General features: G+C 58.2%; 22 protein-coding genes. 21 read left to right on the top strand and 1 reads right to left on the bottom strand.

Annotated features, from left to right (window positions below):
* Positions 1 to 6: 6 nt before the first annotated feature.
* The 11 genes from dnaJ to FLZ89_RS02385 all read left to right on the top strand — a co-directional run bounded on the left by dnaJ (position 7) and on the right by FLZ89_RS02385 (position 10,086).
* Complete coding sequence (gene dnaJ / locus FLZ89_RS02435) at positions 7 to 1,155, top strand: molecular chaperone DnaJ (RefSeq protein WP_141265481.1); 1,149 nt, start codon at positions 7 to 9, stop codon at positions 1,153 to 1,155.
* Positions 1,156 to 1,216: 61 nt separating this feature from the next.
* Positions 1,217 to 1,957, top strand: coding sequence for a 16S rRNA (uracil(1498)-N(3))-methyltransferase (locus FLZ89_RS02430; protein ID WP_141304262.1), 741 nt, complete (start codon positions 1,217 to 1,219; stop codon positions 1,955 to 1,957).
* Positions 1,958 to 2,338: 381 nt separating this feature from the next.
* The gene (gene mtaB, locus FLZ89_RS02425) at positions 2,339 to 3,718 is read left to right on the top strand and encodes a tRNA (N(6)-L-threonylcarbamoyladenosine(37)-C(2))-methylthiotransferase MtaB (protein WP_253256390.1); all 1,380 of its coding nucleotides are present in this window, start codon (positions 2,339 to 2,341) and stop codon (positions 3,716 to 3,718) included.
* Positions 3,719 to 3,734: 16 nt separating this feature from the next.
* On the top strand, positions 3,735 to 4,079 hold the full coding sequence (locus tag FLZ89_RS02420; RefSeq protein WP_141265484.1) for a histidine triad nucleotide-binding protein: 345 nt from the start codon (positions 3,735 to 3,737) through the stop codon (positions 4,077 to 4,079).
* Between the two features lie 87 nt (positions 4,080 to 4,166).
* Positions 4,167 to 4,343, top strand: coding sequence for a 30S ribosomal protein S21 (gene rpsU, locus FLZ89_RS02415; protein WP_106004464.1), 177 nt, complete (start codon positions 4,167 to 4,169; stop codon positions 4,341 to 4,343).
* 147 nt (positions 4,344 to 4,490) lie between these two features.
* The gene (gene yqfC / locus FLZ89_RS02410; RefSeq protein WP_141265485.1) at positions 4,491 to 4,793 is read left to right on the top strand and encodes a sporulation protein YqfC; all 303 of its coding nucleotides are present in this window, start codon (positions 4,491 to 4,493) and stop codon (positions 4,791 to 4,793) included.
* Between the two features lie 27 nt (positions 4,794 to 4,820).
* Positions 4,821 to 6,077, top strand: a complete 1,257-nt coding sequence (gene yqfD, locus FLZ89_RS02405; RefSeq protein WP_141265486.1) for a sporulation protein YqfD — start codon at positions 4,821 to 4,823, stop codon at positions 6,075 to 6,077.
* An 80-nt stretch (positions 6,078 to 6,157) separates the two neighbouring features.
* On the top strand, positions 6,158 to 7,159 hold the full coding sequence (locus FLZ89_RS02400; RefSeq protein WP_141265487.1) for a PhoH family protein: 1,002 nt from the start codon (positions 6,158 to 6,160) through the stop codon (positions 7,157 to 7,159).
* Positions 7,141 to 9,306 carry an HD family phosphohydrolase gene (locus FLZ89_RS02395; protein WP_141304261.1) on the top strand — a complete coding sequence of 722 codons (2,166 nt, stop codon included), beginning with the start codon at positions 7,141 to 7,143 and terminating at the stop codon, positions 9,304 to 9,306. The genes FLZ89_RS02400 and FLZ89_RS02395 overlap by 19 nt, the downstream gene beginning before the upstream one ends.
* Positions 9,275 to 9,745: an rRNA maturation RNase YbeY gene (gene ybeY, locus FLZ89_RS02390; RefSeq protein WP_141304260.1), complete on the top strand. Its 471-nt coding sequence runs from the start codon at positions 9,275 to 9,277 to the stop codon at positions 9,743 to 9,745. Before FLZ89_RS02395 ends, ybeY begins: the two co-directional genes overlap by 32 nt.
* Positions 9,745 to 10,086 carry a diacylglycerol kinase family protein gene (locus tag FLZ89_RS02385; protein ID WP_141265490.1) on the top strand — a complete coding sequence of 114 codons (342 nt, stop codon included), beginning with the start codon at positions 9,745 to 9,747 and terminating at the stop codon, positions 10,084 to 10,086. The genes ybeY and FLZ89_RS02385 overlap by 1 nt, the downstream gene beginning before the upstream one ends.
* A gap of 25 nt (positions 10,087 to 10,111) precedes the next feature.
* Here FLZ89_RS02385 and FLZ89_RS02380 read toward each other — a convergent pair whose 3' ends face one another.
* Positions 10,112 to 10,594, bottom strand: coding sequence for an NUDIX hydrolase (locus tag FLZ89_RS02380; protein ID WP_253256389.1), 483 nt, complete (start codon positions 10,592 to 10,594; stop codon positions 10,112 to 10,114).
* 114 nt (positions 10,595 to 10,708) lie between these two features.
* Here FLZ89_RS02380 and FLZ89_RS02375 point away from each other — a divergent pair, with 114 nt between their 5' ends.
* The 10 genes from FLZ89_RS02375 (at position 10,709) to ppdK (ending at position 20,841) form a co-directional block, all read left to right on the top strand.
* The gene (locus FLZ89_RS02375) at positions 10,709 to 11,098 is read left to right on the top strand and encodes a cytidine deaminase (RefSeq protein ID WP_141304259.1); all 390 of its coding nucleotides are present in this window, start codon (positions 10,709 to 10,711) and stop codon (positions 11,096 to 11,098) included.
* Between the two features lie 12 nt (positions 11,099 to 11,110).
* Positions 11,111 to 12,016 (top strand): GTPase Era, encoded by a 906-nt coding sequence (era, locus tag FLZ89_RS02370; RefSeq protein ID WP_141265492.1) that lies wholly within the window; start codon positions 11,111 to 11,113, stop codon positions 12,014 to 12,016.
* A 71-nt stretch (positions 12,017 to 12,087) separates the two neighbouring features.
* Positions 12,088 to 12,276 carry a hypothetical protein gene (locus FLZ89_RS02365; RefSeq protein ID WP_141304258.1) on the top strand — a complete coding sequence of 63 codons (189 nt, stop codon included), beginning with the start codon at positions 12,088 to 12,090 and terminating at the stop codon, positions 12,274 to 12,276.
* 32 nt (positions 12,277 to 12,308) lie between these two features.
* Positions 12,309 to 13,061, top strand: coding sequence for a DNA repair protein RecO (gene recO / locus FLZ89_RS02360; protein ID WP_172613407.1), 753 nt, complete (start codon positions 12,309 to 12,311; stop codon positions 13,059 to 13,061).
* Between the two features lie 2 nt (positions 13,062 to 13,063).
* Positions 13,064 to 13,498: a DUF4342 domain-containing protein gene (locus FLZ89_RS02355; protein ID WP_141265494.1), complete on the top strand. Its 435-nt coding sequence runs from the start codon at positions 13,064 to 13,066 to the stop codon at positions 13,496 to 13,498.
* 126 nt (positions 13,499 to 13,624) lie between these two features.
* Positions 13,625 to 14,554, top strand: a complete 930-nt coding sequence (gene glyQ / locus FLZ89_RS02350; protein ID WP_141265699.1) for a glycine--tRNA ligase subunit alpha — start codon at positions 13,625 to 13,627, stop codon at positions 14,552 to 14,554.
* 3 nt (positions 14,555 to 14,557) lie between these two features.
* Entirely contained in the window at positions 14,558 to 16,642 is a 2,085-nt protein-coding gene (glyS, locus tag FLZ89_RS02345) for a glycine--tRNA ligase subunit beta (RefSeq protein WP_141265495.1), read from the top strand.
* 93 nt (positions 16,643 to 16,735) lie between these two features.
* Positions 16,736 to 17,371, top strand: coding sequence for a helix-turn-helix transcriptional regulator (locus FLZ89_RS02340; RefSeq protein ID WP_141265496.1), 636 nt, complete (start codon positions 16,736 to 16,738; stop codon positions 17,369 to 17,371).
* Complete coding sequence (locus FLZ89_RS02335) at positions 17,355 to 18,200, top strand: pyruvate, water dikinase regulatory protein (protein WP_253256388.1); 846 nt, start codon at positions 17,355 to 17,357, stop codon at positions 18,198 to 18,200. Before FLZ89_RS02340 ends, FLZ89_RS02335 begins: the two co-directional genes overlap by 17 nt.
* Complete coding sequence (ppdK, locus tag FLZ89_RS02330) at positions 18,190 to 20,841, top strand: pyruvate, phosphate dikinase (protein ID WP_141265498.1); 2,652 nt, start codon at positions 18,190 to 18,192, stop codon at positions 20,839 to 20,841. Before FLZ89_RS02335 ends, ppdK begins: the two co-directional genes overlap by 11 nt.
* Positions 20,842 to 20,852 lie beyond the last annotated feature (11 nt).

The raw sequence follows: 20,852 nt of genomic DNA, 5'->3' as shown, positions 1-20,852 counted from the left end.
CCAGCCATGGCCAAGCGCGATTATTATGAGATCCTGGGGGTTTCCCGGGATGCCTCCGAGGCGGAAATCAAGAAGGCTTACCGCCAGCTGGCGCGCAAGTACCACCCGGATATGAACCCGGGGAATAAAGAGGCCGAAGAAAAGTTCAAAGAAGTCCAGGAAGCCTACGAAGTCTTGAGCGATCCGGAGAAGAGGGCCCGCTACGACCAGTTCGGCCATGCCGGTATGGAGACGGGCGGGCCCGGCTTCGGCGGTTTTGATTTCGGCGGCGCCGGTGCCGATTTCGGCACCTTTGGCGACATCTTTGACATGTTCTTTGGCGGCGGTTTTGGCCGCACGGCCAGGCGTCAAGGTCCCCAGCGGGGCGATGACCTGCGCCTGGATATAGAAATTTCCTTTGAAGAAGCCGCCTTTGGCGGGGAAAAGGAAATCGGCGTACCGCGCCAGGAAAAGTGCCCGGCCTGTGACGGCAGCGGCGCGGCGCCCGGTACCAGGCCCAGGACCTGCCCCACCTGCCACGGCAGCGGGCAGATCCGCATCTCCCAGAGCACGCCCCTGGGCCACTTCCAGACGATACGCACCTGCCACCACTGCCACGGCCAGGGGACCATTATTGAAACGCCCTGTCCCACCTGCCGCGGCCGGGGTGTAGTCCAGCGCACCCGTAAGATAAAGATCAAAATTCCCGCGGGGGTGGACACTGGTGCCCGTCTGCGTATGGCCGGCGAAGGCGAGAGCGGTATCCGCGGCGGGCCGCCGGGCGACCTCTATGTCTATATTAATGTCCGGCCCCATCCCTTTTTCCGGCGGGAAGGATATGACGTCCTCTGCGAGGTACCGGTAACCATGGTCCAGGCGGCCCTGGGGGACAGGATCTTGGTGCCCACCCTGGACGGTAAAGTAGAACTGAATATTCCCGCCGGCACCCAGAGCGGGGCCACCTTCAGGCTGAAGGGCAAGGGCATCCCCCGCTTGAACGGCGCCGGCCGGGGCGATCAGCATGTCCGGATTCATGTCGAGACGCCTACCAACCTTAATGAAAAACAGAAGGAACTGTTGCGGGAGTTTGCCCGCCTGTATGGCTGGGAGCCCAAAGGCACCAGGGAACAGGATAAAGGTTTCTTTAAGAAAGTAAGAGACGCCTTTATGGGCTAAAGCCCTGTCCCTGGTGGCTGGTAAGGTTATGTTCAGCTACCCTGTGGGAGGGTGAGCCGATATGGCCCACCATTTTTTTCTGCCCGGGCCTGTTGTTCCCGGCGAACCGGCCGTCCTGGAAGGGGAAAACGCCCATCACGCCCTCCGCGTCCTGCGCCTGCGGGTGGGAGAGACCATCTCCCTGGCCGACAGCCAGGGTCAGGGGTACCTGGCGGAAATCATCGCCATCCACAAAGACCGGGTGGTCGCTGCCGTCAAAGCCCCCCTGGAGAGCTCCGAGCCGCGGGTAAAAGTCACCCTCTACCAGGGCTGGCCCAAGGGCGATAAAATGGATTTTATCATCGAAAAATGTACAGAATTAGGGGTAGCCAGGATTGTCGTCCTCAATACGGAACGTTCCATCCCCCGGCCGGACCAGGTGGCCTGTGCCCGGCGGCGGGAACGCTGGCAGCAGAAGGCCCGGGCAGCAGCCCGCCAGAGCCGCCGGCACCTGATCCCCGCGGTGGACGGCCCCCTGGAGCTACAGGCAGCCCTGGCAGGGCTTAAACCCGGCACCTTGTTGCTGGTCCCCTGGGAAGAAGAACGCTCCTGTGACCTCAAGTCCATACTCACCGCAGTCCCGGAAGAACAGGAACTGGCCTTGCTTATTGGCCCCGAAGGGGGCTTGAGCCGGGCGGAAGTCGAACTGGCCCGTAAATTTGGTGGTTTACCCGTAACCCTCGGCCCCCGCATCTTGAGGACGGAAACGGCCGGCCTGGTCTGCCTGGCTGCCATCATGTATGCCCTTGGGGAACTGTCATAAACCCCGCTATTGAGGCAAGCAAGACAAGATACCTGTGCCGCTGGCGCGGCACCAGCAGATGGCTGAAAACAACAAGCTGGCATTTGTCGGGAGCGAGCGAGCTTCTACCGAGTGGTGAAGCGGCCCAGGCGAAGCTGAGGGATGGATGATAAGCGGGGCCGAGGACAGCGAGGCCTTCGGCCGGATTCTAAAGGCAAGGATGCCCAATAGGTCGGGAACCCCGCCTTAAGCCCTGGCTGACCCAGCACTCAACTCGCAACGGTTTTGTTCGCGAAGAGACACCTATTACAAACGAGTTGAGTGCTGGGCGCTCCACAAGGGCCATGGAGCGAGCGAGACAATGCCAGCCTGTGATAAAATTATTTTCAGGGTAGATCAGAGGTGAAACTCGTGCCCTCATCCCGAGTGGCCCTGGTGAGCCTGGGCTGCAAAGTCAACCAGAACGAACTGGAAGCCATGAGGCACCTCTTCCGGGAGGCCGGCTACGAGATCGTACCCTTCCCGGAAAAGGCCGACGTCTACGTCGTTCACACCTGCACGGTCACCCACATCAGCGACCGCAAGTCGCGGCAGCTTATCCGCCGCGCCCTCCGGGCCAACCCGGAAGCAGTAGTGGCCGTTACCGGCTGCTATGCCCAGGTAGCTCCGGGGGAGGTGCTGGCTATCCCCGGCGTCGATGTAATAGTCGGTACCCGGGATCGGCACCGGCTGGTAGAATTAGTAGAAAAAGCACGCGAAGAAGGTGCTCCGATTAACGCCGTCCGCGCCCATGAGCCCGGCGAAGCCTTTGAGGAATTGCCTCTGGTAGAGGTGAGCAGGGCGCGGGCTTTCCTGAAGATTCAGGAAGGTTGCGAGGAATTCTGTACATACTGCATTGTCCCTTATGCCCGCGGGCCCTTACGCAGCCGGGCACCAGAAGCGATTCTGGCCGAGGTGGAGCGCCTGGTAGCTGAGGGTTACCTGGAAATAGTCCTCACCGGCGTCCACACCGGCGCCTATGGCCGCGACCTTCCCGGAGGGATAGACCTGGCCGGCCTTCTGAAAAAAATCGTCCAGATCCCCGGGCTGCAACGCCTTCGCATCAGCTCCATTGATCCCCTGGATTTTACCCCCGAATTGAAGGCCGTGCTGACAGGGGAAGAGGTCATCTGTCCCCATTACCATATCCCCCTCCAGAGTGGGGATGATACCATCCTGCAAAGAATGGGACGCCATTACAGCAGCCATTACTACCTGGAGTTAATCGCTTCCTTGCGCTCCAGGCGGCCCCGGGCGGCCTTTACCAGCGACGTCATGGTCGGCTTTCCAGGGGAAACAGAAGAGCAGTTTCAAAATACCATGGCGTTAGTCAAGGAGGCAGCCCTGGCTGCGATCCATGTTTTTCCTTATTCCCCGCGCCGGGGTACGCCGGCGGCGGCCATGCCTGAACAAGTAGCCCCTGAGGTAAAAAAGGAGCGGGAACGGCGGCTCCTGCAGCTGGGGCGCCGCCTGGCCCGCCAGTATGCCCGGGAGTTTTTAAACGAAACCATGGCGGTCCTGGTGGAAAGACCTTTGCCCGGGCAACCGGGGGTTTATGAAGGCCATACCGACAATTACCTGAACGTAGCCTTTCCGGCGGAAATGGATTTGACAGGACAACTTGTCACGGTAAGGCTTAAGGAATTACAGGGAGGTTTAATCTGGGGCAGATTAGAAAAAGATGTTAAGGAGAAGCAGGAAAATGGCCCTGGAGAGAGAAATAAAGATTTAGTACAGCATTGAGAAGGGAGTAAATCACGTGGCCGAGGAATGTATCTTTTGTAAAATAGCCGGGGGTCAGCTCCCGGCCGAGGTGGTTTACCAGGATGAGCAGGTGGTAGCCTTTAAAGACATCCGACCGGTAGCCCCGGTACATATTTTAATTATCCCCAGGAAGCATATACCCGATCTCACGGCCATTACCCCGGAAGATAAAGAACTGCTCGGCCACATCCACCTGGTGGCGGTGCAAATTGCCCGCGAGCTGGGCCTGGCCGAGCGCGGTTTCCGCCTGGTAAATAATTGTAAAGAAGAGGGCGGGCAGGTTATTTACCACCTCCATTTCCATCTTCTGGGAGGCCGGCAGCTGAGAATCCTGGGTTGACGCCCAAGAAAGGATAGAGTATAATTAAAATCATGCTGAGCTTTTGAGGGTAGCATCCACCGGGTGGCGGGGGGAGGGAAGCAAGGGTTGAGCGAGGTTAGAATTGGCAAAAATGAATCCATTGATGCCGCTTTAAAGCGGTTCAAGCGTATCTGTCAGAAGGCAGGTATTCTTTCAGAAGCCCGGCGCCGGGAACACTACGAAAAACCCAGCGTCAGGCGCAAAAAAAAATCCGAAGCGGCTCGCAAACGTCGCTGGCACTGATGAAACAGAGTATGTTGCCTCCCTCTGGCGAATAATTTTCCCGGTGGCCAGCTTTCCTAGAAATACAGGCCCGGTCCGGCAGGACCGGGCTTTTTTACGGTCTTTTTTGCCCTGCCTTTGCATAAAGTATTGGCAGGAGGGGACAGGATGGGGAAAAATCGTTCCCGGCGCAATGTAATGGACAGAGCCCGGCGGCTGGAAAAGGCTGTTACCGAATATTTAGAGTTACCGGCAGACGCCGTCCTGGACCTGCCGCGCCTGACCCTGGTAGGCAACAGCCGGCTGGTAGTGGAAAACCATCGGGGCATCAGCGAGTACCAGCCGGACCTGGTACGCCTGAGACTCAGTACCGGCGAGCTGGAGATCAAGGGGACAGGCATAATCCTGCGGGAAATCAAGCCGGATGCCATCGCCCTGGAAGGTACCATCCAGTCCCTAAGATTTTTGTAATTATTTCCACAGGGGAGGAAGAAACCGGTGGCCTGGCGCAGCTGGCTGACTTACGTGGAGGGCTATCTGGTACTTACCATCAGCGGTGACGACCCGGAAGGCTTTCTCAATCTGGCCCTGGCCAGGAACATCAGCTTCTGGGATATTACCATTAACAGGAACGGCAGTATCCAGGCTAAAATGAAGGCCGGCGAATACCGCGCCCTGCGCTCCCTGGCCCGGCAGAGCCACTGCCGGGTCCGTATTGTGGACAAGCGGGGCTGGCCCTTTTTCAGCCGCCGCCTGCGGGGGCGGCAGGTGCTGCTCCTGGGTAGTATTTTCTTTTTACTGGCTATCTACCTCCTGTCCACCTTTATCTGGGTGGTGGAAGTCAGGCCGGAAAGCGGGCCGCTACGCCGGGTAACGCCGGCCCAGGTCCTGGCCGCGGCTAGGGCGGAAGGCTTAAAGCCCGGTGCCAGGAAAAGCGCTCTCGATATCCGCGTCCTGGAGCACGCCCTGGAGCGCCGTCTGCCTCAGGTAGCCTGGGTAGGTATCCGCTTCCAGGGTACCAGGGCCGAGATCACCGTGGTAGAAAAGGCAGCCCCTCCCGGGGAGGAAGCCTCTGACCGGCCGGCCAGTATTATTGCCGCCAAAGACGGGGTAATAAAGGATATCTTGGTCATCAACGGCGAGGGCAGGGTAAAGGCCGGTGATACGGTCCGACAGGGAGAAATACTGATTTCAGGCCTCATTTTACCCCCCCCGCCGGAAAAAAAGCCGGGCGAGGCAGCTTCTCCTGAGCAGCCCCTCTCCCCACCTCGGCTGGTTCGGGCGCGGGGTATTGTGCGCGCCCGGGTCTGGTATGAAGGGGAAAAAGAGATCAGTCGCCGGCAGGTCCAGGAAGTGCCAACCGGCCGGCAGCAAACGACGATAATGGTGCAGGTTCCCGGCCACCGCTATATCTTGAAAGGACCGGAACGGCCTTCCTATACCAATTACCGCAAGGAAAATAAAGTTATGGCTTTGCCATCCTGGAGGAATTTTACCCTGCCCGTCGAACTCATTATTACGACCTATTATGAAGTCCAGGTCCGGTACCGGCAGCTTTCTTTTGAAGATGCAGTAAGGGCTGCCGGCGAACAGGCCCTGGCGGAACTCAAGGAAAAATTACCACCTGGAGCCGGCATTACGGGTCAGAAGATAGTTCCCTTAAGCAAACCCGAAGATGAGGTAGTGCGTGTCCGGGCCTGGGTGGAAACGGAAGAGGACATCGGGCAAGTTGTTCCCCTTAGCGGCAATGGTTAAGAGGCCGAAACAAGGCGGCGGCATTTACCCTGGCTGCTGTATATGCTAAAATAAAATGATTAAGATTATACAAGGAGCTGATGGATAAAACCTTGACCAACAATTACGAAACCCGGCTGACAGTTGGCAGCAACGGCGAGGCTGTCAATCTTTTCGGTCATCAGGATGAAAACCTGAAATTTATTGAGAGCCATACTTCAGCCCGGATCGTAGCGCGCGGGAATGAACTGACTTTAAGCGGGACGCGCCAGGAAGTCGAGGAACTGGAAAGACTTTTCCGACAGTTGATTAAACTGGCCCATTCCGGCATGACCATTAATACAGCAATCATTAACTACACGTGGAACCTGGTCCGGCACCAGAATGACATGGCGGGCCAGACCGACCTGGCCCAGGCCCTGGGGGAAGTACTTTACGTTACTCCCCGGGGTAAACAGATTCGCCCCAAAACCCTGGGGCAGCTACGCTATGTCCAGGCTATGCGCCGTTATGATATTGTCTTTGGCATTGGCCCGGCCGGGACAGGGAAAACCTACCTGGCCGTAGTTATGGCCGTCAATGCCCTCCGGTCCCGCAGTGTGGAACGGATAATACTCGCCCGGCCGGCAGTTGAGGCCGGGGAAAAGCTGGGCTTCCTGCCCGGCGACCTGCAGGAAAAGGTTAACCCCTATCTACGGCCCCTTTATGACGGCCTTTATGATATTTTAGGTATGGAAACGGCACAAAAGTATATGGAAAAAAATATTATAGAAGTAGCGCCTCTGGCCTATATGCGGGGGCGTACCCTGGATGACGCCTTCATTATCCTGGATGAAGCCCAAAACACTACTTCCGAACAGATGAAGATGTTCCTCACCCGTATAGGCTTTGGCTCCCGGGCCGTCATTACCGGCGACGTTACCCAGGTGGACCTGCCCCGGGATACGACTTCCGGCCTGGTAGAAGCCCAGCAAATCTTAAGGGGTATTGAGGGCATTGCCATCGAGTATCTAACCGAGGCTGACGTTGTCCGCCATCCCCTCGTCCAGGAGATCATCAAGGCCTATGAGAGGAGTGACCGGATGTGCCATGGCAGCGGCTAAAAGGGTTAATGCACCCGCTGCTGGCCCGGCTTGGTCCTAAATTTTTGCGAACCAGGGTCATCTGTGGAATGGCCCTGTTTGCCGTTGCCGTAACCATTATGGCCCTGGATTACCTGCCGCAAAAGCTGGATTTAAAGGTGGGGCAGCCCAGCCCCCAGGATTTCAAGGCGCCCCAGGGCATTGTTTACGAAAGTGAGGTTTTAACCCAAAAGGCCAGGGAAGAAGCGGCCCGGCAGGTAACTCCCGTTTACCGGGTGGACAGCTCGGTAGTAACTACTTTAACAGATCAGGTAGATAATATTTTCCAGGCGATAAGGGAGATTAATAATAGTACAGGTAACAGCAGCGAACGGGTGGCACGTTTAAAGGACCGGTTAAGCCAGTTAAAATTAACTGCTCCCACCCTCCAGGCCCTGGCGGCAGCCGATGCCACTACCCTCAATAACCTGGCCGGCATGACCAAGAATATTGTCAGCCAGGTAATGAATGAGGCCGTACCCCAGGATGCCGTGAGTACCGCCAGGGACAAGATGCTGGCAGCCGTTGAGACGGCGGGAATAGAGGCCAGGTATAAACCTGCAGTGGTAGCCATTATCCAGAACCTGGAATTAAAGCCCAATCTCATCTATGACGTTGCCGCCACCATGCAAAAGCGGGAGAAAGCTGCCGCCGAGGTGAGCCCGGTCCAGGTAACCATCCGCCAGAATGAAAAAATCGTCAGCGACGGGGAACTGGTAACGGCGGAAGATATCGAAGCCCTGCAAAAACTGGGCCTCCTGCGCTCCGGGGCTTCCTGGGGAGCGCTATTTGGCCTTATCTTTTTCCAGGCCCTTCTGGTAGCCCTGCTGCTCCTGTATTTACGCTTTTTTAAACCGGATATTTATAACAACAACCAACTGTTACTGTTGCTGGGTCTATTATGGTTGATTTTCCTTATTTTTTCCCGGGTTGTGGCCGCCATCAGCCTGGGTGGCCGGGCAGAATTTACCCGCCTGGTAGGATATCTCATGCCGGTAGCCGCCGGTTCCATGCTGGTAGCCATCCTCATGGATGCCCAGGTGGCTGTAATTTTTACCGTCTTCCTGGCCCTGGAGGCCGGGATCATCGGCGGTAATCTCTACCAGTTTACGGCCATGGGTGCCGTCAGCGGCCTGGTGGGTATTTACTGTGTCACCCATTTAAGTCAACGTTCGGATCTCGCCCGGTCCAGCCTCTTTTTAATGCTGGCCAACCTGTTAAGTGTTATCGCGCTGGGACTGATGCTCAAGTCCACTCTGTCCCAGCTGAGCGTCGCCGCGGTCCTGGCCCTGGCCAACGGACTGCTTTCCACGGTCTTAACCATCGGCTTTTTGCCCTTTCTGGAGAACAGTTTCGGTATAACCACGGCGGTAAAGCTCCTGGAGCTTTCCAATCCCAATCACCCTTTGTTAAAGCGCCTGCTCCTGGAAGCTCCGGGCACCTACCACCACAGCATCCTGGTGGGGAACCTGGCCGAGGCGGCAGCCGATGCCGTGGGGGCCGATTCCCTCCTGGCCCGGGTAGGAGCCTATTACCATGATATCGGGAAGCTAAAGCGGCCCTACTTTTTCATTGAAAACCAGGTGACGGCCGAAAACCCCCATGACCGGCTGGCCCCGACTTTAAGTACCCTCATCATTTCCTGCCATGTCAAAGACGGCCTGGAAATGGCGCGGGAATATCGCCTGCCCCAGGTAATCCAGGATATTATTGCCCAGCACCACGGGGCTACTTTGATGACCTATTTCTACCACAAAGCCCGGGAAAACAGTCGGGGCGACAGTGTAAATGAAAACGACTTTCGCTATGAAGGGCCGATCCCCCGGAGCAAAGAAGCTGCCATAGTCATGCTGGCCGACAGCGTCGAAGCCGGCATCCGTTCCCTGCCCAGGCCCACACCCGGCCGCATGGAGGGTTTTGTGCGCAAGATTATCCGGGAAAAGCTGGATGACGGCCAGCTGGAAGCCAGCGATTTAACGTTTAGGGAACTGGCTGTTATCGCTGAGGCCTTTATGCGCGTCTTAAACGGCATCTTTCACACCCGGGTGGAGTACCCGGAAGTTGTCCTCAAGGAAATGGAAAGGAGAAAAAACCGTAATGGAGTGCTCCATAAACAATCAGCAGGATGATTACCCTCTGGGGGAAGAACTGATATCCTTACTGGAAAAGGTCCTCCAGGAGGCCGCTGCTGTGGAGGGAGTGGACCCGGGAGCCGAAGTGGGCCTGACCCTGGTCGATGACGCTGCCATCCGGGACCTCAACCGGACCTACCGAGGTATTGATGCCCCTACCGACGTCCTTTCCTTTGCTTTAGAAGAAACAAGTCCCGAGGAACCTGCTCATTTTGACCCGCGGGTGGACAGGCTCCTGGGGGATATCGTTGTTTCGGTACCCACGGCCGCCCGCCAGGCGCAAAACTACGGCCACTCCCTGGCCAGGGAACTGGCTTTTCTTACCGTCCACGGTTTCCTGCACCTCCTCGGCTATGACCACGGCACGGAAGATGCAGCCGCCAGGATGGAGGCGCGCCAGGAAGATATACTTGCCCGGGTGGGGCTGAAGCGGTAATGCCGGCCAAATTCCGGGCCGCTCTGGCCGGGGTTGTCTACTGCCTGCGGACGCAGATCAATATGGTCATTCACCTGGCAGCAATGATGGCCGTCATAGGGGCCGGCTGGTATTTCCACGTGCGGCCATGGGAATGGGTAGCGCTGGCCATAGCCATCACCATGGTCCTGGCTGCTGAAGCCTTCAATACAGCTCTAGAAGTAACCGTAAACCTTTATACGAGTAAATACCATCCCCTGGCGCGCATCGCCAAAGACGTCGCCGCCGGGGCCGTTTTAATTACTGCCCTGGGGGCGGTAGCCGTGGCGTACATCATTTTTGGCCCGCGCCTGGGTTTTTAGGCGGCTTACCCGGGCGCAGCATATTTTAAAAAGCCTGGTGGTGGATGGTGCGGTAGAGGATTCCGGCCGGCGGGGTACCATCAAGTAGATTCCAGGCAGCCAGGAGTTCCTTTAACCCCCTGCTGAGGGGATAAGCAGTTACTTCATGCAGGGGTATCCAGCCGGCGGCAGCAGCATCGGTGGCCGGGCATAAGCTCCCACCCCGGTATTCCGCCCAGAAATCAATCAGGACGTAATGGTACTTAATCCGGCCGTTGTCATCGGTATGGATGCTGTCCAGGACGGCGATGGGCGGTCCGGCAGCCACCTTGATGCCACACTCTTCGAAAACTTCACGTTCCACAGCCTCCCGGGCCGTTTCCCCTGTTTCCTGGGCGCCGCCGGGCAGGCTCCATAAACCTGCCGCCGGCGGCGTCCCCCGGCGGACCAGCAGGATGTTCCCTTCCTTGATGACCACCGCCCCTACCCCTACAATTGGGTGGAGGGGATAACTCCGTTCCATAGGCATGGCAAAACACCCCCGCCAATATTATATCCCAGGGGTAGAGGACGGGGCCAGGGGGCGTTAAAATTGACCGCCTGCTTAACTGAATGGTAAAATTAGATCGGGGAGGTACCTGCGGTGGCCTGTAATCCCGAAGATCTAATCGCAGCGGCGGCCGGAGCGAAAGAGAAAGCTTACGCGCCTTACTCTCGCTTTAAGGTGGGCGCGGCCCTGCTTACGGCCGGGGATAGGGTCTATACCGGCTGCAATATTGAAAATGCCTCCTACAGTTTGACCATCTGCGCCGAGCGGGTGGCCCTGTTTCAGGCCGTGGCTGCCGGCGAACGGGAGTTTGTCGCCCTGGCCGTAGTCGGCGGGGAACTCACAGCCTGTTTTCCCTGCGGCGCCTGCCGCCAGGTGCTGGCCGAATTTGCTCCCGACCTGGAAATCATCACCGGCCAGCCCGGTGGACCCGTTCATCGCCGCTTTTTAAAGGAACTGTTACCGGATACCTTTACCTTGAAATGAGGTGCCTGTTCCTTGGCCGAGGAGTATGTTTCCGGATTTGCCGGGCTTATAGGCCGGCCCAATGCCGGTAAATCGACCCTTTTAAACCAGCTGGTGGGCCGGAAAATTGCTATCATGTCCGATAAGCCCCAGACGACGCGCAATAAGATTTTAGGGGTGCTGACGACAGATAGTTGCCAGATCGTTTTTTTAGATACCCCCGGTATCCATAAGCCCCAGCACCAGCTGGGGGAGTATATGGTAGCTGTGGCCCGGAACACCCTGGCCGAAGTCGATGTCATCCTTTATGTGGTTGACGCTGCCGTCGCCCCGGGGGCCGGTGAGGAATATATCATTGAGCAATTAAAAGGGGTGGCTACCCCAGTAATCTTGATTCTCAATAAAATTGACCTGGTGGATGCCGCCACCCTGCAGCAGCGGGAGGACTTTTTCCGGGCCCGCCTGGATTTTAAAGCTGTCCAGGCAGTGTCGGCCCTGGCAGGTACCAATGTGGCCGCCCTGCCCGATTTAATCAGCCATTTCCTGCCACCGGGACCCCAGTATTACCCCCCGGAAATGGTCACCGACCAGCCGGAGAAATTTGTCATGGCCGAGCTCATCCGGGAACAGGTCCTCCGGGTGACCCGGGAAGAAGTTCCCCATGCGGTGGCCGTGGTGGTGGAGGAAATAGCCGAGCGCCCCAATGACTACCTCTACGTCGACGCCGTGATTTACGTGGAAAGGGATTCCCAAAAAGGTATTATCATCGGCCAGGGAGGGCAGCGGCTGAAAGAGATTGGCACCGGGGCCCGCCTGGAAATGGAAGCCCTTTTGGGCAGCAAAATTTTTTTAAATTTAAGGGTGCGGGTAAAGAAAAACTGGCGCCAGCAGGAACTGGCTCTAAGGCAGCTGGGATATGACCGCCGGCTCATCCAGTAGAAACCTGGTATAAGACCCGGCATTCAGGCTAGCCTAATAAGTGCCTGACCAGTAGGAGAAACCCGGAAAGGATGACACTTATGACATTAAACGAAGCATGGTGGCACCTGTTTACCCTGACGGGCAGTATCGAGGCCTATCTCCTTTACCGTGGCATCCTGGAACCGGTTGAATCCTCCCCGCCGGCAGCCCGCAGCAAGGTTAGAGTTAGCTTCCGGCCGGGCAAGGGGCCGGCTGCGGGGCCGGGGATTAAAATTTAGGCGGGAGGGAAATTTTTTCCGGAGGCATAGAAATGGCGGGTTATTTCCGGGCCGAAGGTATAGTCCTGAAAAGCAGGGACTATCAGGAAACGGACCAGCTGCTGACCATTCTGACCCCCAACCACGGCAAGATAGACGCCATCGTCAAAGGAGTGCGTAAACCCAAAAGCAGCCTGCGCAGCGGTACCCAGCAGCTCTGCCGGTCCCGCTTTTTATTTTACGCGGGCAAAAGCCTGGCCACCGTCACCCAGTGTGAGGTGCAATCGATCTTTGCCCCTTTACGCCAGGACTTGCGACGCCTGGCCTATGCCTGCTACCTGGTAGAGATAGCCGACAGCGTCGTCATGCCCGGCCAGGTGAATCCCGCTATGTACAACCTTTTGAAGCAGGGGCTGGAGCAGCTGGCCGTGGCGCCGCCGGCCCTGGTGGCCCGCGCCTTTGAAGCCCGGACGTTAAAAATCCTGGGCCTGGAGCCGCGCCTGGACCGCTGCGCCTCATGCGGGGGGGCTTTAAGGAGTGCCGAGCGGGTAACCGTAGCCCCGGCGGCCGGCGGCACCATTTGCCCGCAATGCCGCGGGCGGGAGGGCCCGGAGTACCAGGTAAGGCCGGGTAGTATAAAGATCTGGCAACAGTTAAATCATATGAACTGGCGGCATCTCCGGCGACTACGGATTAGCCCTTACCTGGCCAACGATCTGGAGGAAATTATGCCCGCCTTTTTGGAATACTATTTAGACAGGAAACTTAAATCCCGTGCTTTGATTAATGAAATAGGGGGGCAATGAAGATGACGGAACTGGAAAAGATCGACCAGCTGCGCGAGCGCTTAGGGATTAGCTACCGTGAAGCAAGGGAGGCCCTGGAGCGGGCCGGCGGTGATGTCCTGGAGGCCCTCATCCAGTATGAAGAAAGCGCCAAGGAAGGCTTCCAGAAGGAACTGGCCGGCTGGAGCGAGAAACTCATGGAGCGCATTCGCAGCATCCTGCGCCATGGCAATGTGACGCGGATTAAAGTAAAAAAGGATGGCAAAACCGTGGCTGAAATACCGGCAACCGTCGGGGCCCTGGGGATCATGGGTATCCTGGCCAGCAGCGAGCTGGCCATTCTGGCCGGCTTAAGTACGGTGGCGGCCCTCTTTAACCGCTATACCCTGGAAGTAGAGCGGCCCGACGGCAGGGTGGAAGAACATACCCTGGATGTGGAGAACCAAGTTGACAAGTAGAGGAGGTTTTTGCTAAATTATTGTTATGTGAGGCTGGCCAGGGGCCGGCCGCTATGTTGCCACGAAAAGTTAGCTCCCGTCCCTGGCAGGGCGGGGCTTCTTTTATTAAGAGGGGAGTAATTGCACTTGAATTTCCAGGAACTCATCATGACCCTGCAGCAGTACTGGGCGGCCCAGGGCTGTGTTATCCAGCAGCCCTACGACCTGGAAAAAGGAGCCGGAACCATGCACCCGGCGACCTTTTTACGGGTGCTGGGACCGGAGCCCTGGCGGGTAGCCTATGTCGAACCCTCCCGCCGGCCCACCGACGGCCGCTACGGTGAAAACCCCAACCGCCTCCAGCACTACTATCAGTACCAGGTCATCTTAAAGCCTTCCCCCGACAATGTCCAGGATTTATACTTAAAGAGCCTGGAAGCCATCGGCATCAATCCCCACGAGCATGACATCCGCTTTGTCGAGGATAACTGGGAATCCCCTACCCTCGGCGCCTGGGGCCTGGGGTGGGAAGTGTGGCTGGACGGCATGGAGATCACCCAGTTCACCTACTTCCAGCAGTGCGGCGGGTTTGACTGCCGGCCGGTGAGCGCCGAGATTACTTACGGCCTGGAACGGCTGGCCATGTACATCCAGCAGGTGAACAGCGTCTATGACATTGAATGGGTAGACGGTATCACCTACGGTGACATCCACCACCAGGCAGAGGTTGACTACTCCCACTACAACTTTAATGCTGCCGATACCAGCATGCTTACCGCCCTTTTTAATGCCTACGAGGCTGAAGCCAGGCGGGTAGTAGAACAGGGCCTGGTCCAGCCGGCCTACGATTACGTCCTCAAGTGTTCCCACACCTTTAACCTCCTGGATGCCCGGGGAGCCATCAGCGTTACCGAGCGTACGGCCTATATCGGCAGGGTACGCCACCTGGCACGCCTGTGCGCCGCCGCGTATCTAGAGCAGCGGCAAAAACTGGGCTATCCCCTGCTAACCCCTTCTCCTGCAGCTGTAGTCTCCGGCCAGGACCGTAAAGACGCCTACGATGTCAAGGAGGGATAGCCCGTGGCCCGCGATCTTGTATTTGAAATAGGTACCGAAGAGATTCCCGCCCGCTTTATGCCCGGGGCATTAGAACAAATGGCGACCCTTGCCGGGCAGCTTTTAGAGGAATACCGCTTAAAATACCAGCAGGTGACAACCTACGGCACCCCCCGGCGGCTGGCCCTTTACATAAGCGGCCTGGCCGAAGAGCAGGAGGAACTGGTGCAGGAAATCAAGGGACCGCCGGTAAAGGTAGCCTTTACTGCCGACGGCCAGCCCACGAAGGCCGCCCTGGGATTTGCCAGGAACAACGGCGTAAAGGTAGAGGAACTGGTCACCCGTAAAATTAACGGCGGGGAGTATGTCTTTGCCGTCAAGAAAGAAGCCGGGCGGCCGGCCCTGGAGGTCCTGCCGGACCTGCTTCTGGCCGTAGTCGATGGTTTAAGTTTTCCCAAGCCCATGCGTTGGGGATCCCTTGATATGCGTTTCGCCCGCCCCATTCGCTGGGTCCTGGCCCTCTTCGGGGAGGAAGTCGTTCCCCTGGAGCTGGCCGGCCTCGCTTCGGGCCGCCTAACCTACGGCCACCGTTTCCTGGCCCCCGGTCCCCATGAAGTACCGGCTGCTCCCGCCTACCTCCAGGTTCTGGAGAAAAACTACGTCCTAGCCGACCAGCACCGCCGCCGGCGGCTCATCTGGGAGCAGGTTACACAACTTGCCGCCCGGGAAGGAGGCCGGGTGGAGGAAGACCCCGACTTACTGGAAGAGATCAATTACCTGCTGGAATACCCCACGGCCCTAACCGGCCGTTTTAACCCGGAATACCTGAAGCTCCCCCGGGAAGTAGTCATTACCCCCATGCGCGACCACCAGCGCTATTTTCCCGTGTGGAATGACCGGGGCGAGCTCCTTCCCCTGTTTATAACCGTCCACAATGGCACGGCCGCCCACCTGGATACCATCAGCCGCGGCAATGAAAGGGTGCTGGCCGCAAGGCTCGCCGACGCCGCTTTCTTTTACCGGGAAGACCGGAAAATTCCTCTTGCAGACAGGGTGAACAAACTGGAAGAGATTGTTTTCCAGGAGAGCCTGGGGACCATGCTGGCCAAGACCCGGCGCATCAAGCGATTGAGCCGGATGCTGGTCCAGGCCCTGGACCTGCCGGGGGAGCTGGTCCCGGTTGTCGAGCGCACGGCGGAGCTGGCCAAGGCCGACCTGGTAACCTCCATGGTTTATGAATTCCCCGAGCTCCAGGGGATTATGGGCTCCTATTACGCCGCCCACGACGGCGAGGCCCCCGAAGTCTGCCAGGGCATCCGCCAGCACTACTGGCCGCGCTTTGCCGGCGACCGCCTGCCCGATTCCCTGACGGGTATGGTCGTGGGCCTGGCCGACCGCCTGGACACCCTGGTGGGCTGCTTCGGCGCCGGGTTAATTCCTACCGGCTCCCAGGACCCCTACGCCCTGCGCCGCCAGGCCGCAGGTCTGGTAACCATGGCCGTGGAGCTCGATTTGCAATTTTCCCTGGCCGGGGTCATTGCCGCCGCCTATGAAGGCTATACGGAGGCCGGCATCCGGCTGGCCCAGGATTTAACCGCCGTCCGGGAGCAGCTGGCCGGGTTCTGCCGCCAGCGGCTGGAGCATCTCCTGGCCGAAAAGGGCATTCGTTTTGATGTCATCCAGGCCTGCCTGGCCGCCGGCAGCGACGACCTGGCCGGCGTCTTCCACCGCGCCCGGGATTTAAACGCCTTCCGGGAAGAAGAAGGTTTTGCCGCCCTGCAGACGGCCTTCACCCGCGCCTTCAACCTGGCCCGTAAGGCCGGGGAAAGGTATGTCCTGCAGCCGGATGCATTGAAAGAAAAAGTGGAAATCGATCTTTACCGGGCCCTGGAAAAGGTACGACAGCAGGCGGAACCAAAGCTTAAGGCAGGCAATTACCTGGAAGCTTTAAAGGCCATGACCCCTCTGCGGGAACCCATTGACGCCTTCTTTGACGGCGTCCTGGTCATGGCTCCGGAAAAAGAAGTTCGCAACAACCGCCTGGCCCTGCTTCAGGAGGTAGTGGACCTGGTCTTCCAGGTGGCCGACTTTTCCCGCCTGGTATCCTAGCAAAAATTTTTAGATAAGCAAGAAGGAAAATGACCGGGCATGTGGTATACATTACAAAGTATACAGGCTGGGGGCCGGGAGGAGGGGTAAAAGGTGCAGCTTTCCCCGCGGCAACAGCAGATAGTGGCCATAGTTAAACGTTCCGGGCCCATTACCAGCCAGCAGATTGCCGAGGAGTTAAACCTGACCCGCGCTGCCCTGCGTCCGGACCTGGCCGTCCTCACCATGTCCGGCATCCTGGAAGCCCGTCCGCGGGTAGGCTATTTTTTAAGTACTAAGCCTTCCCAGGCCCTGGTGGCTGAAGAGATCAAAAAGATTAAAGTGGGCGACGTCAAGGGGCTGCCGCGGGTCATCAGGGCCAATGCCTCGGTCTATGATGCCATCGTAAACATGTTTATCGAAGACGTCGGTACCCTGATGGTGGTCGACGAAGAAGGTCACCTGGAGGGGGTCATCTCCCGCAAGGATTTGCTGAAAGCCGCCATTGGCGGCGGTGACCTGCAAAAGATGCCGGTCTCGGTAGTTATGACGCGGATGCCCAACATTATCTGCACCACACCGGAAGAAACCGTCCTGACAGCAGCTCGCAAAATAATTGAACATGAGGTCGATGCCCTGCCGGTGGTCCGCCCGGTGGATGGGCAGGGGAAAAAATTAGAGGTAATAGGCCGCCTGACCAAGACGACCATTACCAGGCTGTTTGTCGAACTGGGTGAAGGCGGCCGCTAGGAAAGGAGGGTTTACCATCGGCGTTATCTACGTCATTTCCGATTCGTTAGGGGAAACGGCCGAATATGTGGCCCGGGCGGCGGCCAGCCAGTTTGACGGCGGCGAGCTAGACATCCGCCGGGTACCCTATGTGACCGACGCCGAGCACCTGGAAGAGGTCATCAACGAAGCGGCACAGGAACAGGGCGTTATTGCCTTTACCCTGGTCCTGCCAGAACTGAAAAAGCGGCTGCTGGAACTGGCGGCAGAGCGGGGTCTGACGGCCGTAGACCTGCTCGGCCCCCTGATGGATGCCATTGCCCGGGCGACGGGGGTGCAGCCGCGGCTGGAGCCGGGCCTCATCCGTCGTCTGGACGAGGATTATTTCCGCAAGATGGAGGCCATCGATTTTGCTGTTAAATATGACAACGGCAAGGATACCCGGGGCCTCTGCCATGCCGACCTGGTGCTTATCGGCGTTTCCCGGACTTCCAAGACGCCGGTGTGTATGTACCTGGCCCACAAGCGCCTGCGGGCCGCCAATCTCGCCCTGGTGCCCGAGGTGCCCCTGCCCGAAGAATTGCTTTCCCTCCCAGCGGAAAAGATAATAGGGCTGACCATAGATGCCGAAAAACTGTACCAGATTCGCCAGGAACGCTTGAAAACCTTGGGTTTGCCGGGGCAGGCCGACTACGCCACCCGGAGTCGTATTGAACAGGAACTGGCCTATGCCCGTAAAGTCATGGACCAGCTGGGCTGCCCGGTGATTGATGTTACCAATAAGGCCGTTGAAGAGACGGCCGGTAAAATACTCCAAATTTATTATCGGAGGGAAGGTTATGGCAAGTAAAAAGTATGTCTACCTGTTCAGCGAGGGTAGGGCCGACATGCGGCGCCTCCTCGGCGGTAAAGGCGCCAATCTCGCCGAGATGACCAACATCGGCCTGCCTGTGCCTCAGGGGATTACCATCACCTGCGAGGCCTGCAATGAATACAACCGCCTGGGCCAGCAGTTCCCGCCCGGTCTGGAGGAGGAAGTTGCCGCCCGCCTTAAAGACCTCGAGGCCATCAACGGCAAAAAGCTCGGCGACCCCGAGAATCCCCTGCTCGTCTCCGTCCGTTCCGGGGCGCCCGTATCCATGCCCGGCATGATGGACACCATCCTGAATCTGGGTTTAAACGACGAGTCGGTTAAGGGCCTGGCCGCCCAGACGGGTGACGAGCGCTTTGCCCTGGACTGTTACCGCCGCTTCATCCAGATGTTTGGCAATGTGGTTCTGGGAATCGAACATAACAATTTTGAAGCTGTCCTGGAAAAACATAAAGAGCGCCTGGGCGTCAAATTCGACAACGAGCTGACCCCGGAAGCGTTGCGGGGAGTTATTGCCGAGTACAAGGATGTCGTCAAGAGCCAAAGCGGCCGCGACTTCCCCCAGGACCCCCGGGAACAGCTCTACATGGCCATCCGTGCCGTCTTCAACTCCTGGAACAATCCGCGGGCCATCGTCTATCGCAAAATCAATAAGATTGCCGATGACCTGGGCACCGCCGTCAACATCCAGACCATGGTCTTCGGCAACATGGGTTCCACCAGCGGTACCGGCGTGGCCTTTACCCGCAACCCGGCCACGGGCGAGAAGGGCGTCTACGGCGAATACCTCATCAATGCCCAGGGCGAGGACGTGGTGGCCGGCATCCGCACTCCCAAACCCATCAGCACCCTGAAAGAAGAGATGCCGGAAGTTTACCGCCAGTTTGAAGATATCTGCCAGCTCCTGGAGAAACACTACCGCGACATGCAGGATATCGAATTTACCATTGAGAAAGGCAAGCTCTATATCCTCCAGACCCGCAACGGTAAGCGTACGGCGGCCGCGGCCGTTAAAATCGCCGTCGATATGGTGAACGAAGGCCTGATTACCAAAGAAGAAGCGGTCCTCCGCGTCGACGCCGATCAATTAGGCCAGCTCATGCATCGCCGCATCGACCCGAAGGCGAAACTCGAAGTGGTGGCCAAAGGCCTGCCGGCTTCTCCTGGCGCCGCCTGCGGCCAAGTGGTCTTCGACGCCGATGAAGCCGAAAAGATGGGCCTCGACGGTCAGAAGGTCATCCTGGTGCGTACCGAAACCACCCCGGACGATATCCACGGCATCGTCCAGGCCCAGGGCGTGCTCACGGCCCGGGGCGGCATGACCAGCCATGCAGCCGTGGTGGCCCGGGGCATGGGCAAACCGGCCGTCACCGGCTGCGACGCTATTAAAATTGACGTAGAAAACAAGCGCTTCTTTATCGGCGACCTGGTGGTTAAAGAAGGCGATCTCATCTCCATCGACGGTTCCACCGGTAACGTCATGCTGGGTGAGGTCCCCCTGATAGACCCGCAGCTGACCGGTGAATTTGAAACCATCCTGGAGTGGGCCGATTCTTTCCGCCGGCTCAAAGTTCGCGCCAATGCCGACACGCCGGAAGACGCCAAGAGGGCCCGGGAGTTCGGCGCCGAGGGCATTGGCCTCACCCGTACCGAGCACATGTTCATGCAGGTCGACCGGCTGCCCGTTGTCCAGGAGATGATCCTGGCTAAGACCAAAGAAGAACGAGAAGCGGCCCTGGCCAAGCTCCTGCCCATGCAGCAGGGCGACTTCTACGGCATCTTGAAGGCCATGGAGGGCCTGCCGGTGACCATCCGGCTCCTCGACCCGCCCCTGCACGAGTTCCTGCCCAATATTGAAGAGCTGCTGGTGGATGTCACCCGGCTGCAAGCGACAAACGGCGATCCCAAAGAGCTGGAAGAAAAACAGGCCCTCCTGCGCGAGGTGCGGGCGCGGCACGAATTTAACCCCATGCTGGGCCACCGCGGCTGCCGCCTGGGGATCACCTACCCGGAAATCTACGCCATGCAGGCCCGGGCCATTTTCCAGGCTGTCGCCCAGCTGGTAAAGGAAGGGATCAAGGTTCTGCCGGAAGTGGAGATCCCCCTGGTCATCCATGTCAACGAGTTAAAGCGCCTCCACGAACTGGTGGATGAAGTGGCCGCGGCTGTCAAGAAGGAGACGGGCGTTGACTTCGAGTACAAGGTCGGCACCATGATCGAAATGCCGCGCGCCTGCGCCACAGCCGATGAAATCGCCAGGGAAGCCGAGTTCTTCTCCTTCGGCACCAACGACCTCACCCAGACCACCTTCGGCTTCAGCCGTGACGACGCCGAAGGCAAGTTCCTGCACCAGTATGTGGACGAGAAGATCCTGAAAGAGGATCCCTTCATCGTCCTCGACTGCGACGGGGTGGGCAAATTCATGAAGATGGCCGTCGAACTGGGCCGCAGCACCAATCCCAAGCTGGAAGTCGGCATCTGCGGCGAGCACGGCGGCGAACCCAGCTCGGTGGAGTTCTGCCACCAGATCGGCCTGAACTACGTCAGCTGCTCACCCTTCCGGGTGCCGGTAGCGAGACTCGCCGCCGCTCAGGCCGCGTTGAAGGAAAAGAAGGACTAACTGGAACAAAA

This window comes from Moorella sp. E306M (assembly GCF_006538385.1).
Classification (GTDB): domain Bacteria; phylum Bacillota; class DSM-521; order Neomoorellales; family Neomoorellaceae; genus Neomoorella.
This window is presented reverse-complemented; position numbering and strand designations above follow the sequence as displayed.